Origin of the sequence: Paenibacillus sp. 2TAF8 (genome assembly GCF_052114825.1) — a bacterium.
Lineage (GTDB): Bacteria > Bacillota > Bacilli > Paenibacillales > Paenibacillaceae > Paenibacillus.
On record NZ_JBFRFN010000011.1, the window covers coordinates 74,990 to 94,636 of the forward strand.

The 19,647-nt window shown below is 45.0% G+C and carries 17 protein-coding genes; 5 read left to right on the forward strand and 12 right to left on the reverse strand.

The features are described from left to right. Positions 1 to 207: 207 nt before the first annotated feature. Together AB4Z30_RS17480 and AB4Z30_RS17485 are read left to right on the forward strand one after the other, a co-directional pair. Positions 208 to 1,155: an ABC transporter substrate-binding protein gene (locus AB4Z30_RS17480; protein WP_441928612.1), complete on the forward strand. Its 948-nt coding sequence runs from the start codon at positions 208 to 210 to the stop codon at positions 1,153 to 1,155. Positions 1,156 to 1,294: 139 nt separating this feature from the next. Continuing rightward, positions 1,295 to 2,992 (forward strand): helix-turn-helix domain-containing protein, encoded by a 1,698-nt coding sequence (locus tag AB4Z30_RS17485; RefSeq protein ID WP_441928614.1) that lies wholly within the window; start codon positions 1,295 to 1,297, stop codon positions 2,990 to 2,992. Positions 2,993 to 3,266: 274 nt separating this feature from the next. On the opposite strand, the gene AB4Z30_RS17490 is transcribed toward AB4Z30_RS17485, so the two are convergent. After that, the gene (locus AB4Z30_RS17490) at positions 3,267 to 3,701 is read right to left on the reverse strand and encodes a CoA-binding protein (protein ID WP_441928616.1); all 435 of its coding nucleotides are present in this window, start codon (positions 3,699 to 3,701) and stop codon (positions 3,267 to 3,269) included. Between the two features lie 36 nt (positions 3,702 to 3,737). Then, on the reverse strand, positions 3,738 to 5,033 hold the full coding sequence (gene aroA / locus AB4Z30_RS17495) for a 3-phosphoshikimate 1-carboxyvinyltransferase (protein WP_441928618.1): 1,296 nt from the start codon (positions 5,031 to 5,033) through the stop codon (positions 3,738 to 3,740). A gap of 143 nt (positions 5,034 to 5,176) precedes the next feature. Between aroA and AB4Z30_RS17500 the strand changes: the two genes are divergently transcribed. After that, on the forward strand, positions 5,177 to 5,485 hold the full coding sequence (locus AB4Z30_RS17500) for a rhodanese-like domain-containing protein (RefSeq protein ID WP_441928620.1): 309 nt from the start codon (positions 5,177 to 5,179) through the stop codon (positions 5,483 to 5,485). Between the two features lie 235 nt (positions 5,486 to 5,720). On the opposite strand, the gene AB4Z30_RS17505 is transcribed toward AB4Z30_RS17500, so the two are convergent. Both AB4Z30_RS17505 and gndA read right to left on the reverse strand, forming a co-directional pair. Further along, positions 5,721 to 6,230: a shikimate kinase gene (locus tag AB4Z30_RS17505; RefSeq protein ID WP_441928622.1), complete on the reverse strand. Its 510-nt coding sequence runs from the start codon at positions 6,228 to 6,230 to the stop codon at positions 5,721 to 5,723. Positions 6,231 to 6,382: 152 nt separating this feature from the next. Further along, complete coding sequence (gene gndA / locus AB4Z30_RS17510) at positions 6,383 to 7,792, reverse strand: NADP-dependent phosphogluconate dehydrogenase (protein ID WP_441928624.1); 1,410 nt, start codon at positions 7,790 to 7,792, stop codon at positions 6,383 to 6,385. Positions 7,793 to 8,000: 208 nt separating this feature from the next. On the opposite strand from gndA, the gene AB4Z30_RS17515 reads away from it, so the two are divergent. After that, entirely contained in the window at positions 8,001 to 8,606 is a 606-nt protein-coding gene (locus tag AB4Z30_RS17515; RefSeq protein ID WP_441928626.1) for a suppressor of fused domain protein, read from the forward strand. 142 nt (positions 8,607 to 8,748) lie between these two features. Here the strand turns inward: AB4Z30_RS17515 and AB4Z30_RS17520 are convergent, their stop codons facing one another. Next, entirely contained in the window at positions 8,749 to 9,348 is a 600-nt protein-coding gene (locus tag AB4Z30_RS17520; RefSeq protein WP_441928628.1) for a hypothetical protein, read from the reverse strand. A gap of 403 nt (positions 9,349 to 9,751) precedes the next feature. After that, the gene (locus tag AB4Z30_RS17525; protein ID WP_441928630.1) at positions 9,752 to 11,053 is read right to left on the reverse strand and encodes an MFS transporter; all 1,302 of its coding nucleotides are present in this window, start codon (positions 11,051 to 11,053) and stop codon (positions 9,752 to 9,754) included. A gap of 177 nt (positions 11,054 to 11,230) precedes the next feature. Between AB4Z30_RS17525 and AB4Z30_RS17530 the strand changes: the two genes are divergently transcribed. Next, positions 11,231 to 12,706, forward strand: coding sequence for an aminotransferase class I/II-fold pyridoxal phosphate-dependent enzyme (locus AB4Z30_RS17530; protein ID WP_441928841.1), 1,476 nt, complete (start codon positions 11,231 to 11,233; stop codon positions 12,704 to 12,706). 219 nt (positions 12,707 to 12,925) lie between these two features. On the opposite strand, the gene AB4Z30_RS17535 is transcribed toward AB4Z30_RS17530, so the two are convergent. The 6 genes from AB4Z30_RS17535 to AB4Z30_RS17560 all read right to left on the reverse strand — a co-directional run bounded on the left by AB4Z30_RS17535 (position 12,926) and on the right by AB4Z30_RS17560 (position 19,625). Then, positions 12,926 to 13,249, reverse strand: coding sequence for a DUF1292 domain-containing protein (locus tag AB4Z30_RS17535; RefSeq protein WP_441928632.1), 324 nt, complete (start codon positions 13,247 to 13,249; stop codon positions 12,926 to 12,928). A gap of 98 nt (positions 13,250 to 13,347) precedes the next feature. Beyond that, positions 13,348 to 13,902, reverse strand: a complete 555-nt coding sequence (locus tag AB4Z30_RS17540; RefSeq protein WP_441928634.1) for a copper amine oxidase — start codon at positions 13,900 to 13,902, stop codon at positions 13,348 to 13,350. Positions 13,903 to 14,418: 516 nt separating this feature from the next. Then, positions 14,419 to 14,607, reverse strand: a complete 189-nt coding sequence (locus AB4Z30_RS17545) for a hypothetical protein (RefSeq protein ID WP_441928636.1) — start codon at positions 14,605 to 14,607, stop codon at positions 14,419 to 14,421. A gap of 278 nt (positions 14,608 to 14,885) precedes the next feature. Next, complete coding sequence (locus AB4Z30_RS17550; protein WP_090923686.1) at positions 14,886 to 15,305, reverse strand: organic hydroperoxide resistance protein; 420 nt, start codon at positions 15,303 to 15,305, stop codon at positions 14,886 to 14,888. A 242-nt stretch (positions 15,306 to 15,547) separates the two neighbouring features. Continuing rightward, positions 15,548 to 17,251 carry a CotH kinase family protein gene (locus AB4Z30_RS17555; RefSeq protein ID WP_441928638.1) on the reverse strand — a complete coding sequence of 568 codons (1,704 nt, stop codon included), beginning with the start codon at positions 17,249 to 17,251 and terminating at the stop codon, positions 15,548 to 15,550. Positions 17,252 to 17,393: 142 nt separating this feature from the next. Further along, positions 17,394 to 19,625 carry a M1 family metallopeptidase gene (locus AB4Z30_RS17560; protein WP_441928640.1) on the reverse strand — a complete coding sequence of 744 codons (2,232 nt, stop codon included), beginning with the start codon at positions 19,623 to 19,625 and terminating at the stop codon, positions 17,394 to 17,396. Between the last annotated feature and the right edge of the window lie 22 nt (positions 19,626 to 19,647).

Genomic DNA, 19,647 nt, shown 5'->3' on the forward strand with positions numbered 1-19,647 from the left:
TTTTGTCAAAGCAAAAAGAGGGGAAATTCCATGACACTCGTAACGGTAAAGAACCAAACAAAACGTTCTATGAGAAAACATTTTGACATTTGTCCAAATAAAATTTTAGCTGTTTATACATTGTAACGAATTTAAATGATGTCTATAATAGCCATTGTAATTGATAATCATTATCAACAAATCAAAAAGAAAGCAGGGAAAGCTAGTATGAACAGTACAATTATGAAGAATTTAATGATATGGGGAATGAGCCTCTTTCTATTATTGACATTGGCTGCGTGTAGTTACTCTGAGAATGCTCTTACGCAACAAACTGTAGAAGCCGACACCGCAACAAAGAGCTATACAACACAATCAGGTGAACAGGTAGAAATCCCTGCTCAGCCACAACGCATCATCTACCTAGGCTCTACACTTGAAGATCTGCTAGCGCTGAAATTACCGGTGGTCGGGGCGAATCTTGTGAATATCAGTGGTAGTTTTGCTGAAGGACTGTTGACAGGAGTACAGGATGTCGGGAACCCTGGTGATCTTGAAAAAATTGCAGCGCTACAGCCTGACTTAATTCTGAATGGTTACACGCAGGATACTGAACGAAACACGGCACTCTCCAAGATTGCGCCCACTATTCCCTTTAATTCGGCGTTACCTTATAAGAAACGTGTGCAAGAGCTCGGCACCATATTCGGTATACAGGATGAAGCTCATCAATGGATCAGCAAATTTGACTCCAAAACAAAAGCTATGTGGGATAAGATTAAATTAACAGATGGAGAAACAGCAACTGTATTCTTACAATTAGGCAAACAGCTTTATGTAATGGGTAATCGCTCTCTGGGTGTGGTCCTATATCAGGAGCAGGGATTCGCTATTCCACCTGCTATAGAGGAAAATATAATATCCAAAAATTATACCTTTAATGAAATCTCGGAGGAACTGTTACCTGAATACGCAGGCGACCATCTTTTTGTCCTCGTTCTGGATAATAGCGAAAGTCAAGCAGAGTCAGAGCGACTTCAACAGAGTCCTATGTGGAAAACATTACCTGCCGTTAAAGCAGGACATATCTACACCGCCTCTGCTGACTGGAACACAGATAACCTTTTAGCACTGGAACAATTACTTGAAGAGTTACCCCAATGGATGAATCGATAAATAAGGTTTAGAACATTTATTTTATCCCCTGCCTTTTGGTAATGGGGATTTTTTTTCAAGCTATATATAACCATTGAAGGAATAGTTATGATAAGATAATTTAGTTGAGAATAATTATCACTGAACAGGAGGCTTCTGGATGCAAATCGCTTCTCCTTACATTCAACTGCAGCGTTATGCTCTAATTCGCCTTACACCAACGTTGTCAGAAAACCCACTTCAAAATATATTCATTGAAAATAACAATGAGGATTGCTATACCTTGCTCATCGCCATTGATCATGGTGTTCGCCTGCATCTCAATAGCATTACCCAGGATTTACGCCAAGGTACTTGTATCTTGCTTTCGTTCCAGCAATCCTACAGACTGGAAACCGTTCGATCACAAGCCAAAGTGATCTGTTTTACCTTTAAGACTTTTGACGTAGATGGCGTTACCCTACGTCAAGTTACATATCCGCCACTTATTTCTGACTATCCATATAAATTGCCATTATCCATGCTAAAAACAGCAATAGTGAGCGAGGACTGGGCATATTCCTGGCCTCCACATGGGCATGAGGAAAAACATAGACAAGGTCGTGCAAAAGAGCGAATCCTTCCCACATTTGTTCCAGAATTCGTAATTCTTCAGGCTAAATTACAACTTATACTTGGTATGATGGCTCAATTAGAACAAACTCATCCTCTAACAAATCAAGAAAAAGCTATAAAACAATCATTAAACTATATGGAGCAGCATTATAATGAGGATTTGACAGTAGAATTTTTGGCCGAGATGACAGGAATGATTCGATGGCAGTACAGTAAAAAATTCAAGTCAATCACTGGAAAAAATCCGATCGAATATCTGACAGATTTACGAGTAAAACATGCCAAACAACTATTGGTAGGTTCGTCGGATACGTTACGCGAAATTTCAAGGCAAGTTGGATTTAAGGACGAGTATTATTTCAGTCGGCGCTTTCACCAGGTCACTGGCTATCCACCTCGCGAGTATGCCAATATTCATTCACGTACACGGCGACGAACTGTTACCGATTCTCTCGGCAGGAAAGTACATCTTCCCGAAACAGTGAATCGCATCGTTGCAACTGGAACCAATACCATTGGGGAGTTGCTTGCTATTGGGATTATTCCAATCGGAGCCGGGATTGCTACAATGAAGTCGCAAGTCATTTATAAAAGCAAACTACAGGGTATTTTAGATATCGGGCTACAAGCTTCACCAGAGCAAGTTTCATGGTTAGTTCCTGACCTGATGTTATTAGGCAATTATTGTGAACGTCAACTTGCCCAGCTGGACGCCATAGCACCCACCATCGTATACTCCGGTGCAAACAGTACCTACGAGCGACTGCTTTACATCGCCGACCTTTTTAATCGCAATAAAGCAGCCGAGCAGTGGATCAACCGATATGAAGCAAATATAAGGCGCTTACGTCGTCAATTATCCGATCAGTATACCCCTGGGGAGCACGCCTCTGTCTATCTCGTACTTGACAAGAATGTTTATATCATGGGTCGAAATGGATTTGCAGCTACATTATATGAATCACTCGGTTTTCATCCCTCCGCTTCTGTTAATCACCTTATTCAGGCGGGTAAGCCGTGGTTACAAATTGAGCTTAATCAGATTGGCCATTTCATAGGCGACCGAAATTTTGTGCTGTCGGATCAGGCCGATCTGCAATTTATCCCTACGATTTTGTTGGACAACGCGCATAGAGTAGGAGCCAGTTGGAACTATGACGATCCTATTACTCGTGAAAGATTGCTGTCCGTTTTACCATCCATCTTCGCAAATACTTCATTGTCAAAAGAAAGAGAATTGTGAAATGCGCTGAACTTGAAAAATCCCGTGATTTCGGAAAATCACGGGATTTTCATTAGGGCGTGTCTTGAAACTTACTGAAGTGCATCTTTTACCGCCTTTTCGCCCCCTGCTACGGTCCTTTCCCTTGACGTGCCTCCGCACGCCTGCGGAAAACTTCCTGGCTTGGAACGAAAATTCAGCAAAATTGTCTTCCTTCAGCATTTTCAGACACGCCCTAAAATCCTAAGTTAAATATGCGGTGCCATGAACGAATTCATGAACCTCAGCATGCCTCTTAGCCGCGGCCAGCGCCGCGCAGAACGATGGAATCTTCTACCTTGATACAACGATTGGTAACTGCAGTCATGCCATTCTCTGCCGCAATCTGGACAGCCTCATCGTTATGGATGCCAAGTTGAAGCCATAATACATTGGCCTTAATCGCAGCGGCTTCACGAGCCACATCCGCGCAAAACTCCTCGCGTCTGAAAACATTAACAATATCCACAGGTTCGGGGATATCTGCGAGTGTAGCATATACCTTCTCGCCAAGAATCTCTCCCTGTGCTTGCGGATTAACAGGGATGATACGATATCCCCTGCTCTGCATAGCTTCCGCGACCATATACGAGGTACGATCCGATTTGTCCGATAAGCCGACAACAGCGATGTTGCCTGCATTGCGCAAGATGTGTCCAATTTCTTCTCGAGTAGGGTTGTTAAATTCCATGTTCAAGCACCATCCTTTTCTGCTTAACGTGTTAATTTACTCTTTTACCCACTGAACCGAGGCGCCAAGCGCCTGCAAATGATCAAAATATTGCGGATATGACTTGGCTACATGGTGTGCATCCCGAATACGGATAGGTTGTTTGGCACGCAGACCCACGACAGTAAGCGCCATAATGACACGGTGGTCATAGTGAGCATTGATCTCTACGCCGCCCTCAACACCTTCTGGACGTCCGTGTACAATAATCTCAGCCTGACGCTCTTCCACATTCGCTCCGGCCTTCCTCAGTTCATTCAAATAATCCGTAATTCGGTCACATTCCTTGTAACGCAGGTTCTCTACATTATAAAACCGTGACGTGCCTTCCGCAAACACTGCTGCCGCTACCATGGCCAATACGGCGTCCGTAGCCGCATCTCCGTCGAATTCAATCGCTTTTAATCTACCGTTTCCCTGAACGTGAACCACATCATTCTCATGTGTGAGCGGCACTTCCATCATGCGTAGCACATCAACAATTGCGCGCTCCCCTTGCTTGCTCTGCTCCATCAGCCTTAGAATTTTCACATCAGACTGTGTAACCGCTGCGGCAGCAAGTACGGCAGCCGAGCCAGGGTAATCCCCTTGAACAGTATACGTTGTAGGCTTGTAAGCCTGTCCACCAGGTACACGGAATGACATGTAATCGTCGCTTGCGTGGATGATGATACCTGCTTGTGCAAGAACCTCCAGCGTCTGACCGATGACTACTTTTGATTTCAAATCATTCAGAACCTCAATTGTGCTGTCTTCTGCAAGCAATGGGGTCACAAACAGCAATGCGCTCAAATATTGGGAGCTTACAGAGCCGGATACACGAATATGTCCACCCTTCGCATGACCGCCTCTGATCGTAATCGGCAGACGCCCTTGCTGATGCTCCACCTGTACACCCATTTGACCTAGCGCATCAATCAAATCATCATGCGGCCGTTTACCAAGAGAATCCGGGTACGTGTTTACAAATGTGACCTCAGGGCATAGTGCCGTTACGCCCATCAGAAAACGAAGCACAGCACCAGCATTCCCAACGTTTAATTCACGTACATTATGCGGGTTACTTCCAAAGCCTTGAATGACGATTTTGCTGTCGTCCTCTTCGAGCACAGCACCCAGATCACGAATACATCTGCGCATCGCATCACTATCCTCACTATGTGCCGGAAAATGAATCGTACTTGTTCCTTCCGCCAGCGCAGCGGCCAGTAAGTAACGCGTTGTATAGTTTTTGGAGGACAAAGCTCCGATTTCCCCGTTCAGATTAGGGGTAGGGTTAACAATAACGTCCATGGATGATATTCTCCTTTTATTGATTGTAATGGTGAAGCTGCATAAATGGTATTCGTGAGGCTGCGTATAGCCAAATTGACATCCCCTGTATCCCTTGGGTATCATTAGAGGCGTTAAGTCCATATAGAAAAGAGGACCTGAATATGACACAAATTGCTGAAATTCAACCATCTGAGCTGCGTCACCGTATCCAAGCGGGAGAAAAGCTGCAGATGATAGACGTCCGCGAGGACGAAGAGGTCGCACAAGGCATGATCGATGGTGCCAAACACATTCCATTGGGGCAGATTCCAGATCGCTTGTCCGAGATCGACAAGTCAGGTGAGATCATAATCATCTGTCGTAGCGGTTACCGTAGTGAACGGGCATGTGAATATCTCCAGCAACTCGGGTACGACGGCTGTACCAATATGGTCGGCGGCATGCTTCAGTGGCAACAGGAAAACGAATAGGCAAGAACGTATACGCAGCTTTCTATCTAATTTCAGGTGGGTTGCCCTATACTGTTGCTCTTTCCAAAAACGGGCCATCTGGCCCGTTTTTTAATACGCTTTTACGTCCAACCCTCAATCTATAAATATCGAACGATTTATTTACTCAGCAATGGAAGGTTATTAAGTCATTAGAGTATCCCTTGTAAACAATAATAGTTAACCTATATACGCCTCAGCTTCGACGATCACAAGCTTAGACGCGGTAATGCGCTAAAATTAGTCGAGTCACTTCGGCCGCAGACAACGCCGTTGTATCCACCGTGTAATCCGCAAATCGATATGCATCTTTACGTTCTTCCATAATCGTCCGAATCCGTTCCTCCGCATTGCCTGCAAGCAGTGGACGGTTATCACACCCGCTCACACGTTCGACAATAACCTCAGGGTCTGCTGTTAGGGCAACAACCCAGCCATTCGCTAACATGGATTCACAGTTATCCGAACGAAGTACAACTCCGCCTCCAGTTGCAATGACCTGTCCTTCGTTCTCAAGTACCGTGCACAGCACCCGGTTCTCTACATCACGAAAGTACGCTTCTCCTTTGCCCGAAAACAATTCCGGAATGGTACAGCCTTCCTCCTGTTCAAGCGCGGCATCCACATCGATTAATTGATAGCCTAACTGGCGAGAAAGCATCTCGGCAACGGTCGACTTGCCCGTTCCCATCATGCCGATGAGAATAATATTTTTAGACTTGCTCAAGGTGTACACTCCTTTAATTCAAGCATTTCGTGAGCACTTTTGTCCTATCATAACACAGCCCATCGAACGGGGAAAGACCAATAAAGAGGGACCTGGTGGTCACCGGTATGATCCGATCCTCCAAGTCCCTCATGACATTCCTTTTCCGAAGATTACTCCATCCAGTTGTGGTGGAAGCTGCCTTCTTTGTCTACACGTTTGAACGTATGCGCGCCGAAGTAATCACGTTGCGCCTGTAACAGGTTGGCTGGCAAACGCTCTGTGCGATAGCTGTCGTAGTAGGACAATGCACTGGAGAAGCCTGGTACCGGAATACCTTGTTTCACCGCAACTGCCACCACTTCACGCCATGCATTCTGGTAGGATTCCACGATGTTTTGGAAATATGGATCCAGCAGCAGGTTTTTCAGGGCTGCGTCTTTATCGTATGCTTCCTTGATGTTTTGCAGGAACTGCGAACGGATAATGCAACCGCCGCGGAAGATCATCGCGATGTTTCCGTATTTCAGATCCCAGCCGTATTCGTCGGATGCAGCACGCATCTGTGCGAAACCTTGGGCATAGGATACGATTTTACTTGCGAACAACGCTTTGCGCACGCTCTCGATGAACGCTTTTTTGTCACCAGAGAACGCTTCTGCCTTAGGTCCGTTCAGAATCTTGCTTGCAGCGATACGCTCGTCTTTCATAGCCGACAAGAAACGGGAGAATACGGATTCCGTGATCATGGACAATGGCACGCCGAGATCCAGCGCGCTTTGGCTTGTCCATTTTCCTGTTCCTTTTTGTCCAGCGGCATCCAGAATGACATCAACCATCGGTTTGCCTGTTTCCGGATCGTATTTGGAGAAGATGTCTGCCGTGATCTCGATCAGATAGCTGTCAAGTTCGCCTTGATTCCACTCTGTGAAAATTTGATGCAAATCCTCTACCGATACATTCAGTACCGATTTAAGCAGATGATAGGCTTCACCGATCAATTGCATGTCACCGTACTCAATACCGTTATGTACCATTTTCACGTAGTGTCCGGCTCCGTCTGGTCCAATATATGTACAACATGGGTCGTCACCGACTTTGGCCGAAATCGCCGTCAGGATCGGTTCTACCAGTTTATAAGCACTTTCCTGGCCACCTGGCATAATGGAAGGGCCTTTCAGTGCGCCTTCTTCACCGCCGGATACGCCTGTACCGATAAAGCGAATGCCTTTGTCCTCCAGCTCGTTGCTGCGACGAACCGTGTCAGGGAAATATGCGTTTCCACCGTCGATAATGATGTCGCCCTGATCCAAGTGAGGCAGCAACTGCTCAATGGTTGCATCTGTAGCTTTACCTGCCTGTACCATGATCAGAATTTTGCGCGGAGATTCCAGGGAGGCTACGAATTCTTCAATGGAGAATGTGCCTGTCAGGTTTCTGCCTTCGGCTTCTTTCAGCAGGTCATGTGTCTTCTCCGGGGAACGGTTAAATACCGATACTGAAAATCCTCTGCTTTCAATATTAAAGGCCAAATTTTTACCCATGACTGCCAGGCCGATTACGCCGATTTGTTGTTTTGTCATCTGGTCCTCCATCCTTTGCTCCAATTAATTTTATTGAAAAAAATCTCAACAATACACCCATTTTAACGGTTTTATGTATGAAAGTGAACCCCGCATCCCGTTCAAACAGCGAGAAAACGCCGTAATCGGCAAAGGAGTTCATCGTATATTCATAAAATACGTTATGATAGTAAAAGCAACCAATCATCATAAGTKGAGGAGCTTGCAAATGACCTTAGAGCAGCTTTCAAATGAACAACGGTTTTCACTAGATATCCAAAGAACCTATCTTTTGGGCACCTATATGAAGGAATGGGGCATGCCTGAGAGCAGAATTGTACTTTCCAAGACAGAGCGCAACATTCATGTGGAAATCTACTATTTTCCTGAAGTGAAGCAGTCGGGTATTGCCCGATTTGTCACTGTAGGCTTATCTCGGGCAATTCGGCCTACCGGGGAACAGGTCGCTGCAGAGTGGATGCTGGCGCTGCAATCGGATTTAGGCGGCGAAACTGTGGATCGTATCAACAGCTATTTAGCAGATATTATTACACATCATATCGAACATGCACCAAATTCGGATATCCCGCGTGTGATGGGATCAAGTCCCTTGGCACCAGCAGAATGGAATGCGACTGCTCTGTTGATTGACGAATTGCGAGGAGAAAACGAATCTCTCGAACATATTCACATTGGCCAAGAGATTGTTCCTCTATTGTGGATCATCCCGATCACTGCAAAAGAAGCGGATTTAATTCTGGAACAAGGGATTGATGAATTTGATAATCATGTGGAGAACTCAGACGACTCCATCATCGATCCTAGGCGCCCTTAGACAAGCAGAAGAGTATCAGCCCCGTCGATTTGGAATTCAAAACAAACGTCTCGCTCTACATATTAAAGGGCTGCCCCTAGTCCGTTAATGACCTTTGGGAACAGCCCTCCTCAATAAAACCGATGCTTGAATACTCTTTTCCTCATCCTTCCAGCATCAGCAGATGCCCGGATAATCGCCGCAGCGCTTCACGGCAGGCGTTGGCCTTCTCTGAATTGTCGATCTGTATAGCATTAAACAGGCGCTCCAACTCATCATCCACTTCCATGCGCAACAGCATAAGCCTCTCCTCGCCTTCGCGCGAGAGGAACATCTCTTCCATCTCTTCCGCCGTTGGCGCAGGTTCTTTTTGAAAAATAACCCGTTGCTTAAATCCCGACACTTCCACCAGACGAATGACTTCACCAAACAAAATATTCTCCACCGTCATCTGCTGATCCTTGAAGCGTTTTACCACAGCATGCCCGCGTGTATCGCCAATCAGTTTCTCTAGCCACTCTGCAAGTTTGGCATCCTTGATGAGATAATCCCCTGTCATCTTGTAATTCCCACTGCGCGTCTGTTGAAAACGGAGCTTTACCAGCTTACGTCCGGTGCGGACTGACAGAATAAAAAAGGATTCGTCCTCGCTCCAATATAGTGAATACCCCTCACGAATTAGGTCTTTGATTAGATTTTGGATATGCCGACGGTTGAACCGCAGCTCCAGATTGCAATATTCAACTTCATAACTTTTGTTCACGGCACTCCCTCCATCTGTACCGGATCTGCTCCGGCCTCATGTTTCAAGCGCTTGTGTTACATCGGCTTACCCTATTTTATACTTCATTTTATGTAAGGGTACTTGGTTATTTGACTATTTTTCACCGAATGCGAATCCGAATTGCAGCTTTCCGCAGGTGCACAGGGGCATGCCCCTGGATATTCATGGTATGCTGCTGCCACTTTATAAGACGTCATTTGCTTGAATGGTGATTGTGTCGAAATCATGATTATTGTGGTGCATGGAATTGTTGACACTTTATTTGCACTAAATGATGGTTCCCTGCAACAAAACAAAGCTAAAAAGAGACCCATCAACCTGAGCAGATCAGGTTTAATGGACCTCCTTTTGGGGATCATGTTCGAGTTATGATGTTCTTCGTCTACCGTACAGGTGCGGTACGGAACGGTTTACGTGCCAAAACAAAGTGCACCACGAAAAGCCCGGCCATCACAATAGCACTGGCGATAAACGGAGCCGGATGACTGATGTGGTCCCACAACAATCCCGATACAATCGGACCTACAACCATCCCCGACCCTTGCAGCGTTAGAAAAAAGCCCCAGATTGCCCCGCGCTCACCTTCAGGAATCAAAGTTGCAACAAAAGCATTCCACGCCGGAAGAATCATAGCATAACTTACGCCGACAAGCATTACGATCCCAAAAACAACAGGAATGGTTGTCACTGTCGAGAAAATAAAGAGGGTAACTGCTGCCATTAAAAATCCGATGTTCAGGAACGGTTTCGTTCCAAATCGGTCTACCATTTTACCAACAGGCAACAGGGCAATGACCGTAATACCTCCCCCTGCAATAAGTAGCAGACTGTACAGGTTAGGTGAAATATTCAGATCAGTTCGTGTATACAGTGTAATAACAGGGCTGAGCAAACCGATCACGAATGATTGCATGAACAGCGCAGGATAGACGAGCGGATTGACATTCAGCGTGCTTCGCACCCGGTGCAATGTACGCTTAACGCTCTGTTGCAGGCGAATAAACGGTGTAAGCAGGTTCGGCTTGGCTGGATACTTCTCTTTTACGGATTCTCCAGCGACTCCCGTTTCTGCGTTCTGCCCTCCCTCAATCACAACACGGCCCGGAAGAACCATAGCGACCAGGATGACCAGAATTGCACATCCCATGAGAACAAGGAAGATTGTACGGTAATCATGATCGGTCCGCTCCAGCAGCCAGTTCATCCCTACAGGCCCAAGCCCCGTCCCTCCCAAAGCGGCCATCTCCAGTGCACCCATCGCTGTTCCATTTTTGTTCTGCGGGCCTGACATCGCGGTTACTCCCGTCATTGCGCAGGGCCACAAGGGTGACGTACCGATTCCGAGAATGAGACAAGCCATAGACAGCCCAACGGCACTTTTGAGAAAAAGAATCATGATAACGGCAATCAAAGTACAGATCAGAGCCGTTACCATCGTGGCGCGGAAGCCGATTCGTTCTGCTGCCCAGCCTGAAGGGGCTCTAAACAGATTATCTCCCAGATACTGAAGAGCAAATGCGACGCCAATGACGCCAGCAGACAGCCCCAGAATATTATCCATATATACGGGGAGAACGGCGACTAGCAGCGCCCCTTTAATGATCTCCACCAGAAAAAGTGTCAGCCACATCGCGATAAAAAAAGACGATCTCAGTATCTTGGCTGGTTTGATGTCGGTTTGCATTCTTTTTCCCCTTTCAAGGTTCATTTGCCGGTCCTCTACACATAGTGTAACCGGGCACATAACAAGCAAATCTCACCAATTCAAAAATTTGTCGTTCATACCGCTTGCATTCAGTGCTTATTTTGCTATACTCATCTTTGTTTACCATTTTACTTAGGAAGGGTTGTGACAGCACTGATGAATCACCACCGTACGCCGCTGTTTACCGCTTTGAAAAATCACGCGGCACTCAATCCCGTACAGTTTCATATTCCGGGACATAAAAAAGGATTGGGAGCGGATAGCGAATTCCGTGAATTTATTGGCGATAACGCCTTCTCCATAGATTTAATCAACATCGCACCACTCGATGACCTGCATCAACCCACAGCTGTCATTCGCGAGGCACAGATGCTGGCCGCAGATGCCTTTGGAGCCGATTATACCTATTTTAGTGTACAGGGTACAAGCAGTGCGATTATGACGATGATTCTATCGGTATGCGGACCTGGGGACAAAATTATCGTGCCCCGTAACGTACACAAATCCGTCCTGTCTGCCATTATTTTCTCAGGAGCGAAACCTGTATTTGTCTCTCCTGCACAGGATGCTAACCTTGGTATCGATCACGGTGTGACCATTCAATCCATACGTCGTGCGCTCGAGCGCCACCCGGATGCCAAAGCTTTATTAGTCATCAATCCAACCTATTACGGCGTATGTACAGACCTGAAGTCCATCGTAGAGCTGGCTCACAGCTATCAGGTGCCCGTTCTGGTGGACGAGGCACATGGTGTGCTGATTCATTTCCATGAGGATCTGCCGCTTTCTGCAATGGCCGCTGGAGCCGATATGGCTGCCACAAGTGTTCACAAGCTCGGTGGTTCGATGACACAGAGCTCCGTACTGAATCTGAACACGAAGAATGGTTTCGTCAATCCACAACGTGTACAGACCATTCTGAGCTTGTTAACGTCAACATCCACCTCATACGTATTGCTTGCATCGCTGGATACTTCCAGACGAAATCTGGCCCTGCATGGTCATGAGATTGCGCAGAAGGCGATTGACCTTGCTGAGTTTGCACGACGTACGATCAATGATATGGATGGATTATACTGTTTCGGTGAAGAACTGTTAGGTACAGAAGCAACCTTCAATTATGACCCGACGAAAGTCACGATTCATGTGCGCCATCTCGGAATCACAGGTTATGAGACCGAAAACTGGCTGCGTGAGCATTATAATATCGAAGTTGAACTTAGCGACATGTACAATATCTTGTGCCTCATCACGCCAGGTGATACAGACGAAAGCGTGAATATTTTGCTCAACGCACTTCAGGATCTTGCTCGCACTTATTATCAAGTCAATCCGGCGCATGAACTGGTTGTCAAAGTTCCAGATATCCCACAGTTGATGCTGACACCGCGTGATGCCTTTTACGGGGATACCGAGGTCATTCCTTTCAAGGAATCCGCTGGACGCATTATCTCGGAATTCATCTATGTGTACCCGCCAGGTATACCGATTCTGCTTCCGGGCGAGGTTATTACGCAAGAAAACATCGACTATATCATTGATCATGTTGAGGTCGGACTGCCGGTTAAAGGACCCGAAGACCGTAGCGTAACAAACGTCAAAGTCATCGTAGAAGCTGACGCCATTTTCTAGAATGGCATTCAGGTTGAGATGAGGGCGTGAAAGGCACACAAAACTCAAGAACTCAAAAAACAAAGCTTGAACAGTAAAGGACTGGGTCTGATACCTGGTCCTTTTTGATTTGCATTTTTTCTGCCCCTCTGTCTCTCGCACAAACCTGACGATCCCAAATAAACAACAAAAGACCCCCTGAAATTCAGGGAGTCCTCATGTTATATTCCAAAAGATTGACTATTCTTGAGAAGCAACCAGTTCGTTGTATGCCGCTTCAACACGGTTCCACTCTGCTTCGTCTTCAATATTGTAGAGCATCATTTCCTCGTTTTCTTCTTCCATACGCAGGATGATGCCGTCAGCTTCAGGATTGTTGCGTTCCAGCAGAAGTGCATAAACGTGATCTTGCACGTCAAACGTTTCTACCAAAACCATTTCCACGTCTTGACCGTTCTCATCAGTCAATGTGAGAAGGATCTCTTCGTGTTCATGATCGTGTTCATGATCGTGATCGTGACCGCAACCGCAGTTATCTCCATGCTCGTGTTTGTGATCGCTCATTGTAATACCTCGCTTCATCAATAGAAAATGTGTAACATTGCATATCGTAACATGTTCACAGTGCCAGGTCAATTTACCGGTCAGCGTTTATTTCGCCTTTAATTGTTCAGTGCTGTAATGATTTTTTCGGCGACCAGAACATAGTTGCTATTTGCATTTTCTTTAATATGAAAACCGATCTGGTACTTGCCAGCACGACTAAAATCATAGGTGAAATCATATGTGCGGAACCAGAAGTTATCCTTCTGAGTTGTCAGATCCTGTGCCTGAATATCCTTTACCTGACCACTCGGGTCCGTTATGGTGACTTTCACGGCAGCCACATCTGTTGTGAGACTATCTACCTGTGAGAACACATTGAATTTCAATTTCCCCACATTGACATTCCCAAACACAGTGTCTCCCTTGAAGAGAAAAATATGTACATTCGGCTTGATCACCGTTACTCGCTTATTACTGTTGTCCCACCGAGCAAGGCCCCCTACCTCCCTAACAGGTACATAAGTCGTTCCATCAATCAAATAACCACCGTCAGACGCTTCCTTGCCGTTAATGAGCACACGAATCTTCTCATTTACAGAGTCCGCAAATAATAAAGATCCGCCCAGCAAGGAGAATACCATGACACATAGCAGCACTCTTTTCCATTTCATCCCGTCAATATACCCTCCCTTGCTGTTAGCCTGTTTGTAGATTTATACTGCGAATGCCTCCACAAAGTTGCGCTGTTTTTCATCATTTTTCATTTTTTATCCAAAATATTTACCACGCGTTGGGAAACGCAAAAAAAGGCTATCCCACTTTCAGGATACCCTAATGTGTCACTGCGTACATATACGTCATTAGATGAAGTGTCACGAAGATACGTGGCGGGTGAGGATACAGGGAACCCCTTTGCCAACTGCCCCACCTTCTCTCATTCGTGAGGCATATTCTGTCCCACGAGAGCAAGGTGTCTTGCACCGATCACATACATCGGATGTAACCAACTTCATGGACACACGCATCTTGTCACTTTTTAACGCGGGAGCTTTCTTTCCTTTTGCCTTTGCCATCCCGAATTCCCCATTTCCCATAATGCTGACTAAATACTGCATCATATGGGGATCCGCCCAATTGTGTGCCTACTTTGGAGATGCTGAACTAACTATTTATATTGTTTAACTGATCTAAAAAACGTACCTAAATAATAAGAAAATTACCAGCAGAATACCGCCAAGAATCAACCAATTGCTGATTTCCCACCAAATACTTTTCCCTCCACCAGATATGAGTTCCTGTGATTTCTCTTCATGACGCTGCAGGTGTGTGTATGATTCCGATCCATCCGGCGGCTTATTGAAATCTTTAAAATCCATATTATGCACCTCTCTTTCAATCTTCTCAATTCATCTATGGAATTGTTTCAGTTCGATAAGTTTTCACATTTATAAATTTTTACGGCTGATGTCCATCCAAAGTTTCAACATTATTACATTTATTGAGTTATAGATTTATTCTATTGTTCTCAACTCCATTCCATCGAAGCTGAAGCTTCAGGCGCGAAGCAAGTATATGTCAAAAGACCTCCGATTCCTCGGAGGTCTTTGTCTATTGCATTTATTTTATTCTAAAAGGAATGCTACGAATCCTTCGCTTATGCCTGCTCCACTTTAACGTTAACATTACCTTTAATGGCTTTGGAATAAGGGCAGTATTCATGTGCAAGTTTCACAAATTTTTGTGCCGTTTCTTCATCCAGACCAAGAATTTTCACTTCAAGCTCCACATCCAGCTTCACACCACCATCTGCCGGGTCCGCTACCAACGCAACAGTTGCAGATACTGTGCTACGTTCAATCGTTACATTGTGCTTTTTTAATTGAAATTCCAACGCAGAGTTAAAACATGCACTGTATCCTGCTGCAAACAGTTGCTCCGGATTAGTCGCTGTTGTTACTTGTCCTCCAAGTTCAGGGGGTGTAGCTACATCCATCATGAATACGTTATCCGGGGATTGTACGATCCCTTGGCGCCCACCTGTATTAATAACTGTCGTTTCATATAGAGTTTTCATTTAAAATTCTCCTCTTCCTATTTAAAGTTTTTGTTATATGGTTTGAACATGTTTTCTTTTGATTTGTTTACAAATTGATTGTACACAATTTAATTACGTTTGTAAATAGTTTTTTGAAATATACAAATGAAATAAAAAAAGCCGCCTCTTAAGGCAGCTCTCTATATATTGACATTAGGTGAAAGTATGCATGCGTTCATGCTCAAATATTTAGAAACGGAGGACAGTCTGGCAACTGAATCCTATTTAGTTGTCTCAGATTGCTCTGTTTTTTCACTCTGTTGATTTTCGGCATTGCGATTAAAACCCGTGCCCCCGAATCCACCCCTCATGCCGTTTCCTTTGAGGCTATCTCCCAATTTGGTTAGATCAACCGAAGATGCATCTATGAGTGTATTCGTGCTCGCCTTTTGCCCCTCAGAAGTGGAGGGAATTGTTCCATCAAGCTGTCCTTGAATGCTCTCGGCACGCAATGTTCCTAATTTAGTCAATTCAGCAACAGCTTCTTGATACTTGTCATATGTCACGAACGCCGTAGCATCATTTTTTACGTAATCCGTAATCAGATTGTTTAACGTCTGTACCGTCTGCTCAAATTTTCCGTTTGCAAAATAACCATCCACGATCTGTTGCAAGTATTCATGATACTTCGCTTTGTACTCAGGAACCTCCAGCAACTTGCTTAGAATCGGCCGATCTTCCATCGTTACGCCTGATAACGGGGTATCAATAGCAAGATTGACCACATCAGATGCAGAACCTGCCTGGAATCCACCAAAAGCCATATTGTAGTCCCATGGCAACATACTGATCTTGCCATTATTCTCATATAAATAATAGTTATGTCCCATATTGGAAGTGTAACTATCCATGTTCACAACCACATTATGAGCTGCAAAATATTTGAGCACAGCATCCACATCCACATATTTCTCAAGATCGGTGCCAGCATTCAAGTTTTTAAGTGCCTCTACCACACGTTGTTCATCTTCTTTCGTCGTTTTGGTCTTTGCATTATCAAAAATGCCAGAATAACTGGACACTTTATCATCCGTATACACTAAGGATACGCCGTTCCCGCCGCCATTCATTCCACCGCCTCTGCCGAATCCGCGACCACCCTCTCCGCGAGTGTTGGCAGTCTGAGAGTTGGCATCGCCTGTTCCTGTACCTGTATCACTTGGTGGTTCCATGCCTTCAGGAGGCTGACGGTCTCCCATCCCGAAGGCTTCCCCTTCTGCTGGCGGGTTCCCCATTCCCATTGGATTTCCCATTCCGCCCGCTCCCATATTGCCATCGTTATTGGGCTTGTAGATTTCTCCTTCACCATTCTTCGCACGTGCCAGATATCCGCTGTCTATGTCTTCAACAGCCAAATATAAGCCCCACGCCTTTCCGTTGACGTTAATGTTGGCAAAAGAAAACAGCGGTGCATCAACTCCGATGTAACTCATGATGTCATAGCTGAGATACTCTTTCATATAACTACCGTCGGAAATCATATTATTCACGACCATTTTGTCAAGTCCATTCCAGGTCTGACCTTTGACGTATTTGTCAAACTTGATTTTGAAACTATACCGATCGGTCGAATCGTCCTGTGCCACTTGCCTCAAACTGGAGTTTCCTTTGGCTCGAATGCCTACATTTTCGATCGTTGTTCCGTTTATCGTTACATTTGCCTTGATATAGTTCTCCTCTGTCGCTGTGTCTAGCATTTCCTGCCAGGCATCCTCATCTACATCAATGGAGAAAGACATCACTTCCGTTTTATTAAAGTTTTGTGCATAATCCACCGTTTGCGTCTGATCTTCTGTGGATTGGTTCTCCGTAGTTGTAGTAGTCGATGCTGTTTGCAGAGTTCCGCTTTCATTGCTGCAAGCCGCTAATAACATCGAAGCAATAACTGTAGTTGCCATAACATTACGCCATTTGTTGTTCATCATTCCATTTCCCACCTTAGTTCTTTTTTAATTCCTGCTACAGAGAAGTTTAAAAGAGAAACCTTAAATGGAACTGAACAAGCAAAAAGAGCCGCCTTATAGGCGACTCTTCATAAACATTTCTATTTTATGGTGGTAAAATGTATCATTCAACTTTTTTGCTAGTTTTCAACTTACCATTTCCATCCAGCTCATAGAATTGATAAATATTATTAGAGAGCGTTAGAGATTCCAGAATCTTCTCCATAAAGGACTCGGATGCCTTGACGCTGAGATGATCGCCATTCCAATAGTAATGAATCAAGAGACGATTCTGATTATATGGATGTTTAATGACATAAGCTCCGGAATGTCCTGTTGTTTTCATGGCCTCTTTCCAGTCCAAAGCGATGTTACCTGCCCGGTCATCCATACTTTGTTTCAAAGCCTGCACGATACCGTTTGACTTCGCATTACCAACAAGAATGAGGTTACTGGTGCCAATCTCACCTTTCAGCTTCTGCTTCAACTCTTTTCGATCCCGAACTACATCGTACTTCATGCCAAACACATCCAAAATCTGAGTTAACTGGCTAGTCGCTTGTTCCTGTTGTTTCGCTGCTTCTTTGCTTACCTGATCTCCAAGTACAATGGTTAATGGCTCCCCTCGAAAGGACTTTTCCATTAAACGAATCATCACTTCGTAAGGCAGATTGGGAATGTTGTTCACCACTGCTTCATACTGCGGCTGATAGGCATCATGCATATATGCTGCAAGTTCCTTCTCGGACATTTGATACTCCTGCTTAAGCTCAAACCCTGGCTTCCTTAAAGCCTTTTCCATGTCCTGACGCTGTTCTTTACCAAGCACATCCTCAATGGTACCAAGCAATCCATCAATTGTAGCATTTTGGTAGACAAAGCGATGAAAATATTCCTTCATAAACGCATCAAATTTCTGTTCACCAACAGAGCGGTATAATTGGTAAATCGCCTGACGTCCCTTTTGGTAAAATACATAATCAGCCATTTCTCCTACCTGTTCATTTGTTGAAGCAATGGGTAGATCAATAGGTGACGGATCGAGCTGAATCGATCTGAACCCTCCTACCTTATTTCCCTGATTTTCTAAAAAATACACCGTGGAGAAATCGGCAAAACCTTCATCCAGAAATGACTCCGTTTCTGAGTTGTTCCCGATCAAAGCATGGAACCACTGATGTGCAATCTCATGTATAAACGTGGTATCGTCTTCGGGAGATAACTCCGCAGCACGCTCCGGCATCTGTATTAATCTTGAATATTCTACGCCAAAGCCATCCACATATGTTTCGATGATACGAAATTCGGGATACGGATATTCCCCATATTTTTCACTGTAAAAGGCAATGACTTTAAATGCGTAATCGATGTACTTGTCCACCGCATCTTTTTTGGCAGGGTCATCTCCCGAATAAAAATATTCCACGGTAAGACCATTACGTGTCTCACGTTCGACTTTTAAGTTAGGACCAGCGAAAAAAACAAATTCTCTCGTGTTCGCGGCGCGCGCTGTAACCACTTTTCGTCCTTGTTCAGTACTGACTTTGGAAGTGATATCTCCCGGCATGACCACCTGATATGAATCGGGCACATTGAACTCTACATCGAAATCGGACGAAGTATAGTAATCACTCTCGAATGAAGTGCTATACGGTGTCTTGTTCCATTGATGTGTAGTCTCGTCATACACAGACATCACCGGAAACCAATGTGCTCCGTTGACCTGATCCTTGTAATACGATATTCGTTGCATGCCATAAGGAATGTCGATCCGATAATCCACTTGAAAGGTAACAGATTGCCCCGGTTGCAAAGGAGCCTTCAATTGCACACGTAATGCCTGATTTTGGTTATCGAAAAGAAGCCTCTCCCCTAGTTGCGACACTTTTACAATATCCATTCCGCCCAAGAAATCTGACGCTTTCTTCTCCGGGTGTTCTTTGGCTATTTGCTCATTCTGGCCTGTATACATAATCGTTTGTGTTGATTTGGATCGATTAGCATCTGCATAGGTATGCATGACCAACTCTTGAAGGGTATCTTTGCTCGTATTCAGGTAGGTCACTGTCTGGCTACCTTGTATTGTCATGTCTTTTTCGTCCAGACGTGCTTTGATCTGGTACTGAATTGGGGATTGATTTTGTGACATAGCTTGTTGTGAGCGCATGCGAAAAGCCTGTTGCATCTGGAATGTTTTCTCTGTTGTCTCAGCATTCGCAGCCAAGTTCTCTCCCTTCGAAGAGTTGGCATAAGTGGTGTGGATGAGCCCAGATGTTGTGAGCGCCAGTACTAGTGTGCTTAATATGGCCTTTTTAATCACGTTTTTGTTAGTAGATTGGGTTTTGGAAGCGTGCATGTTCTCTCTCCTCTGTTGTATG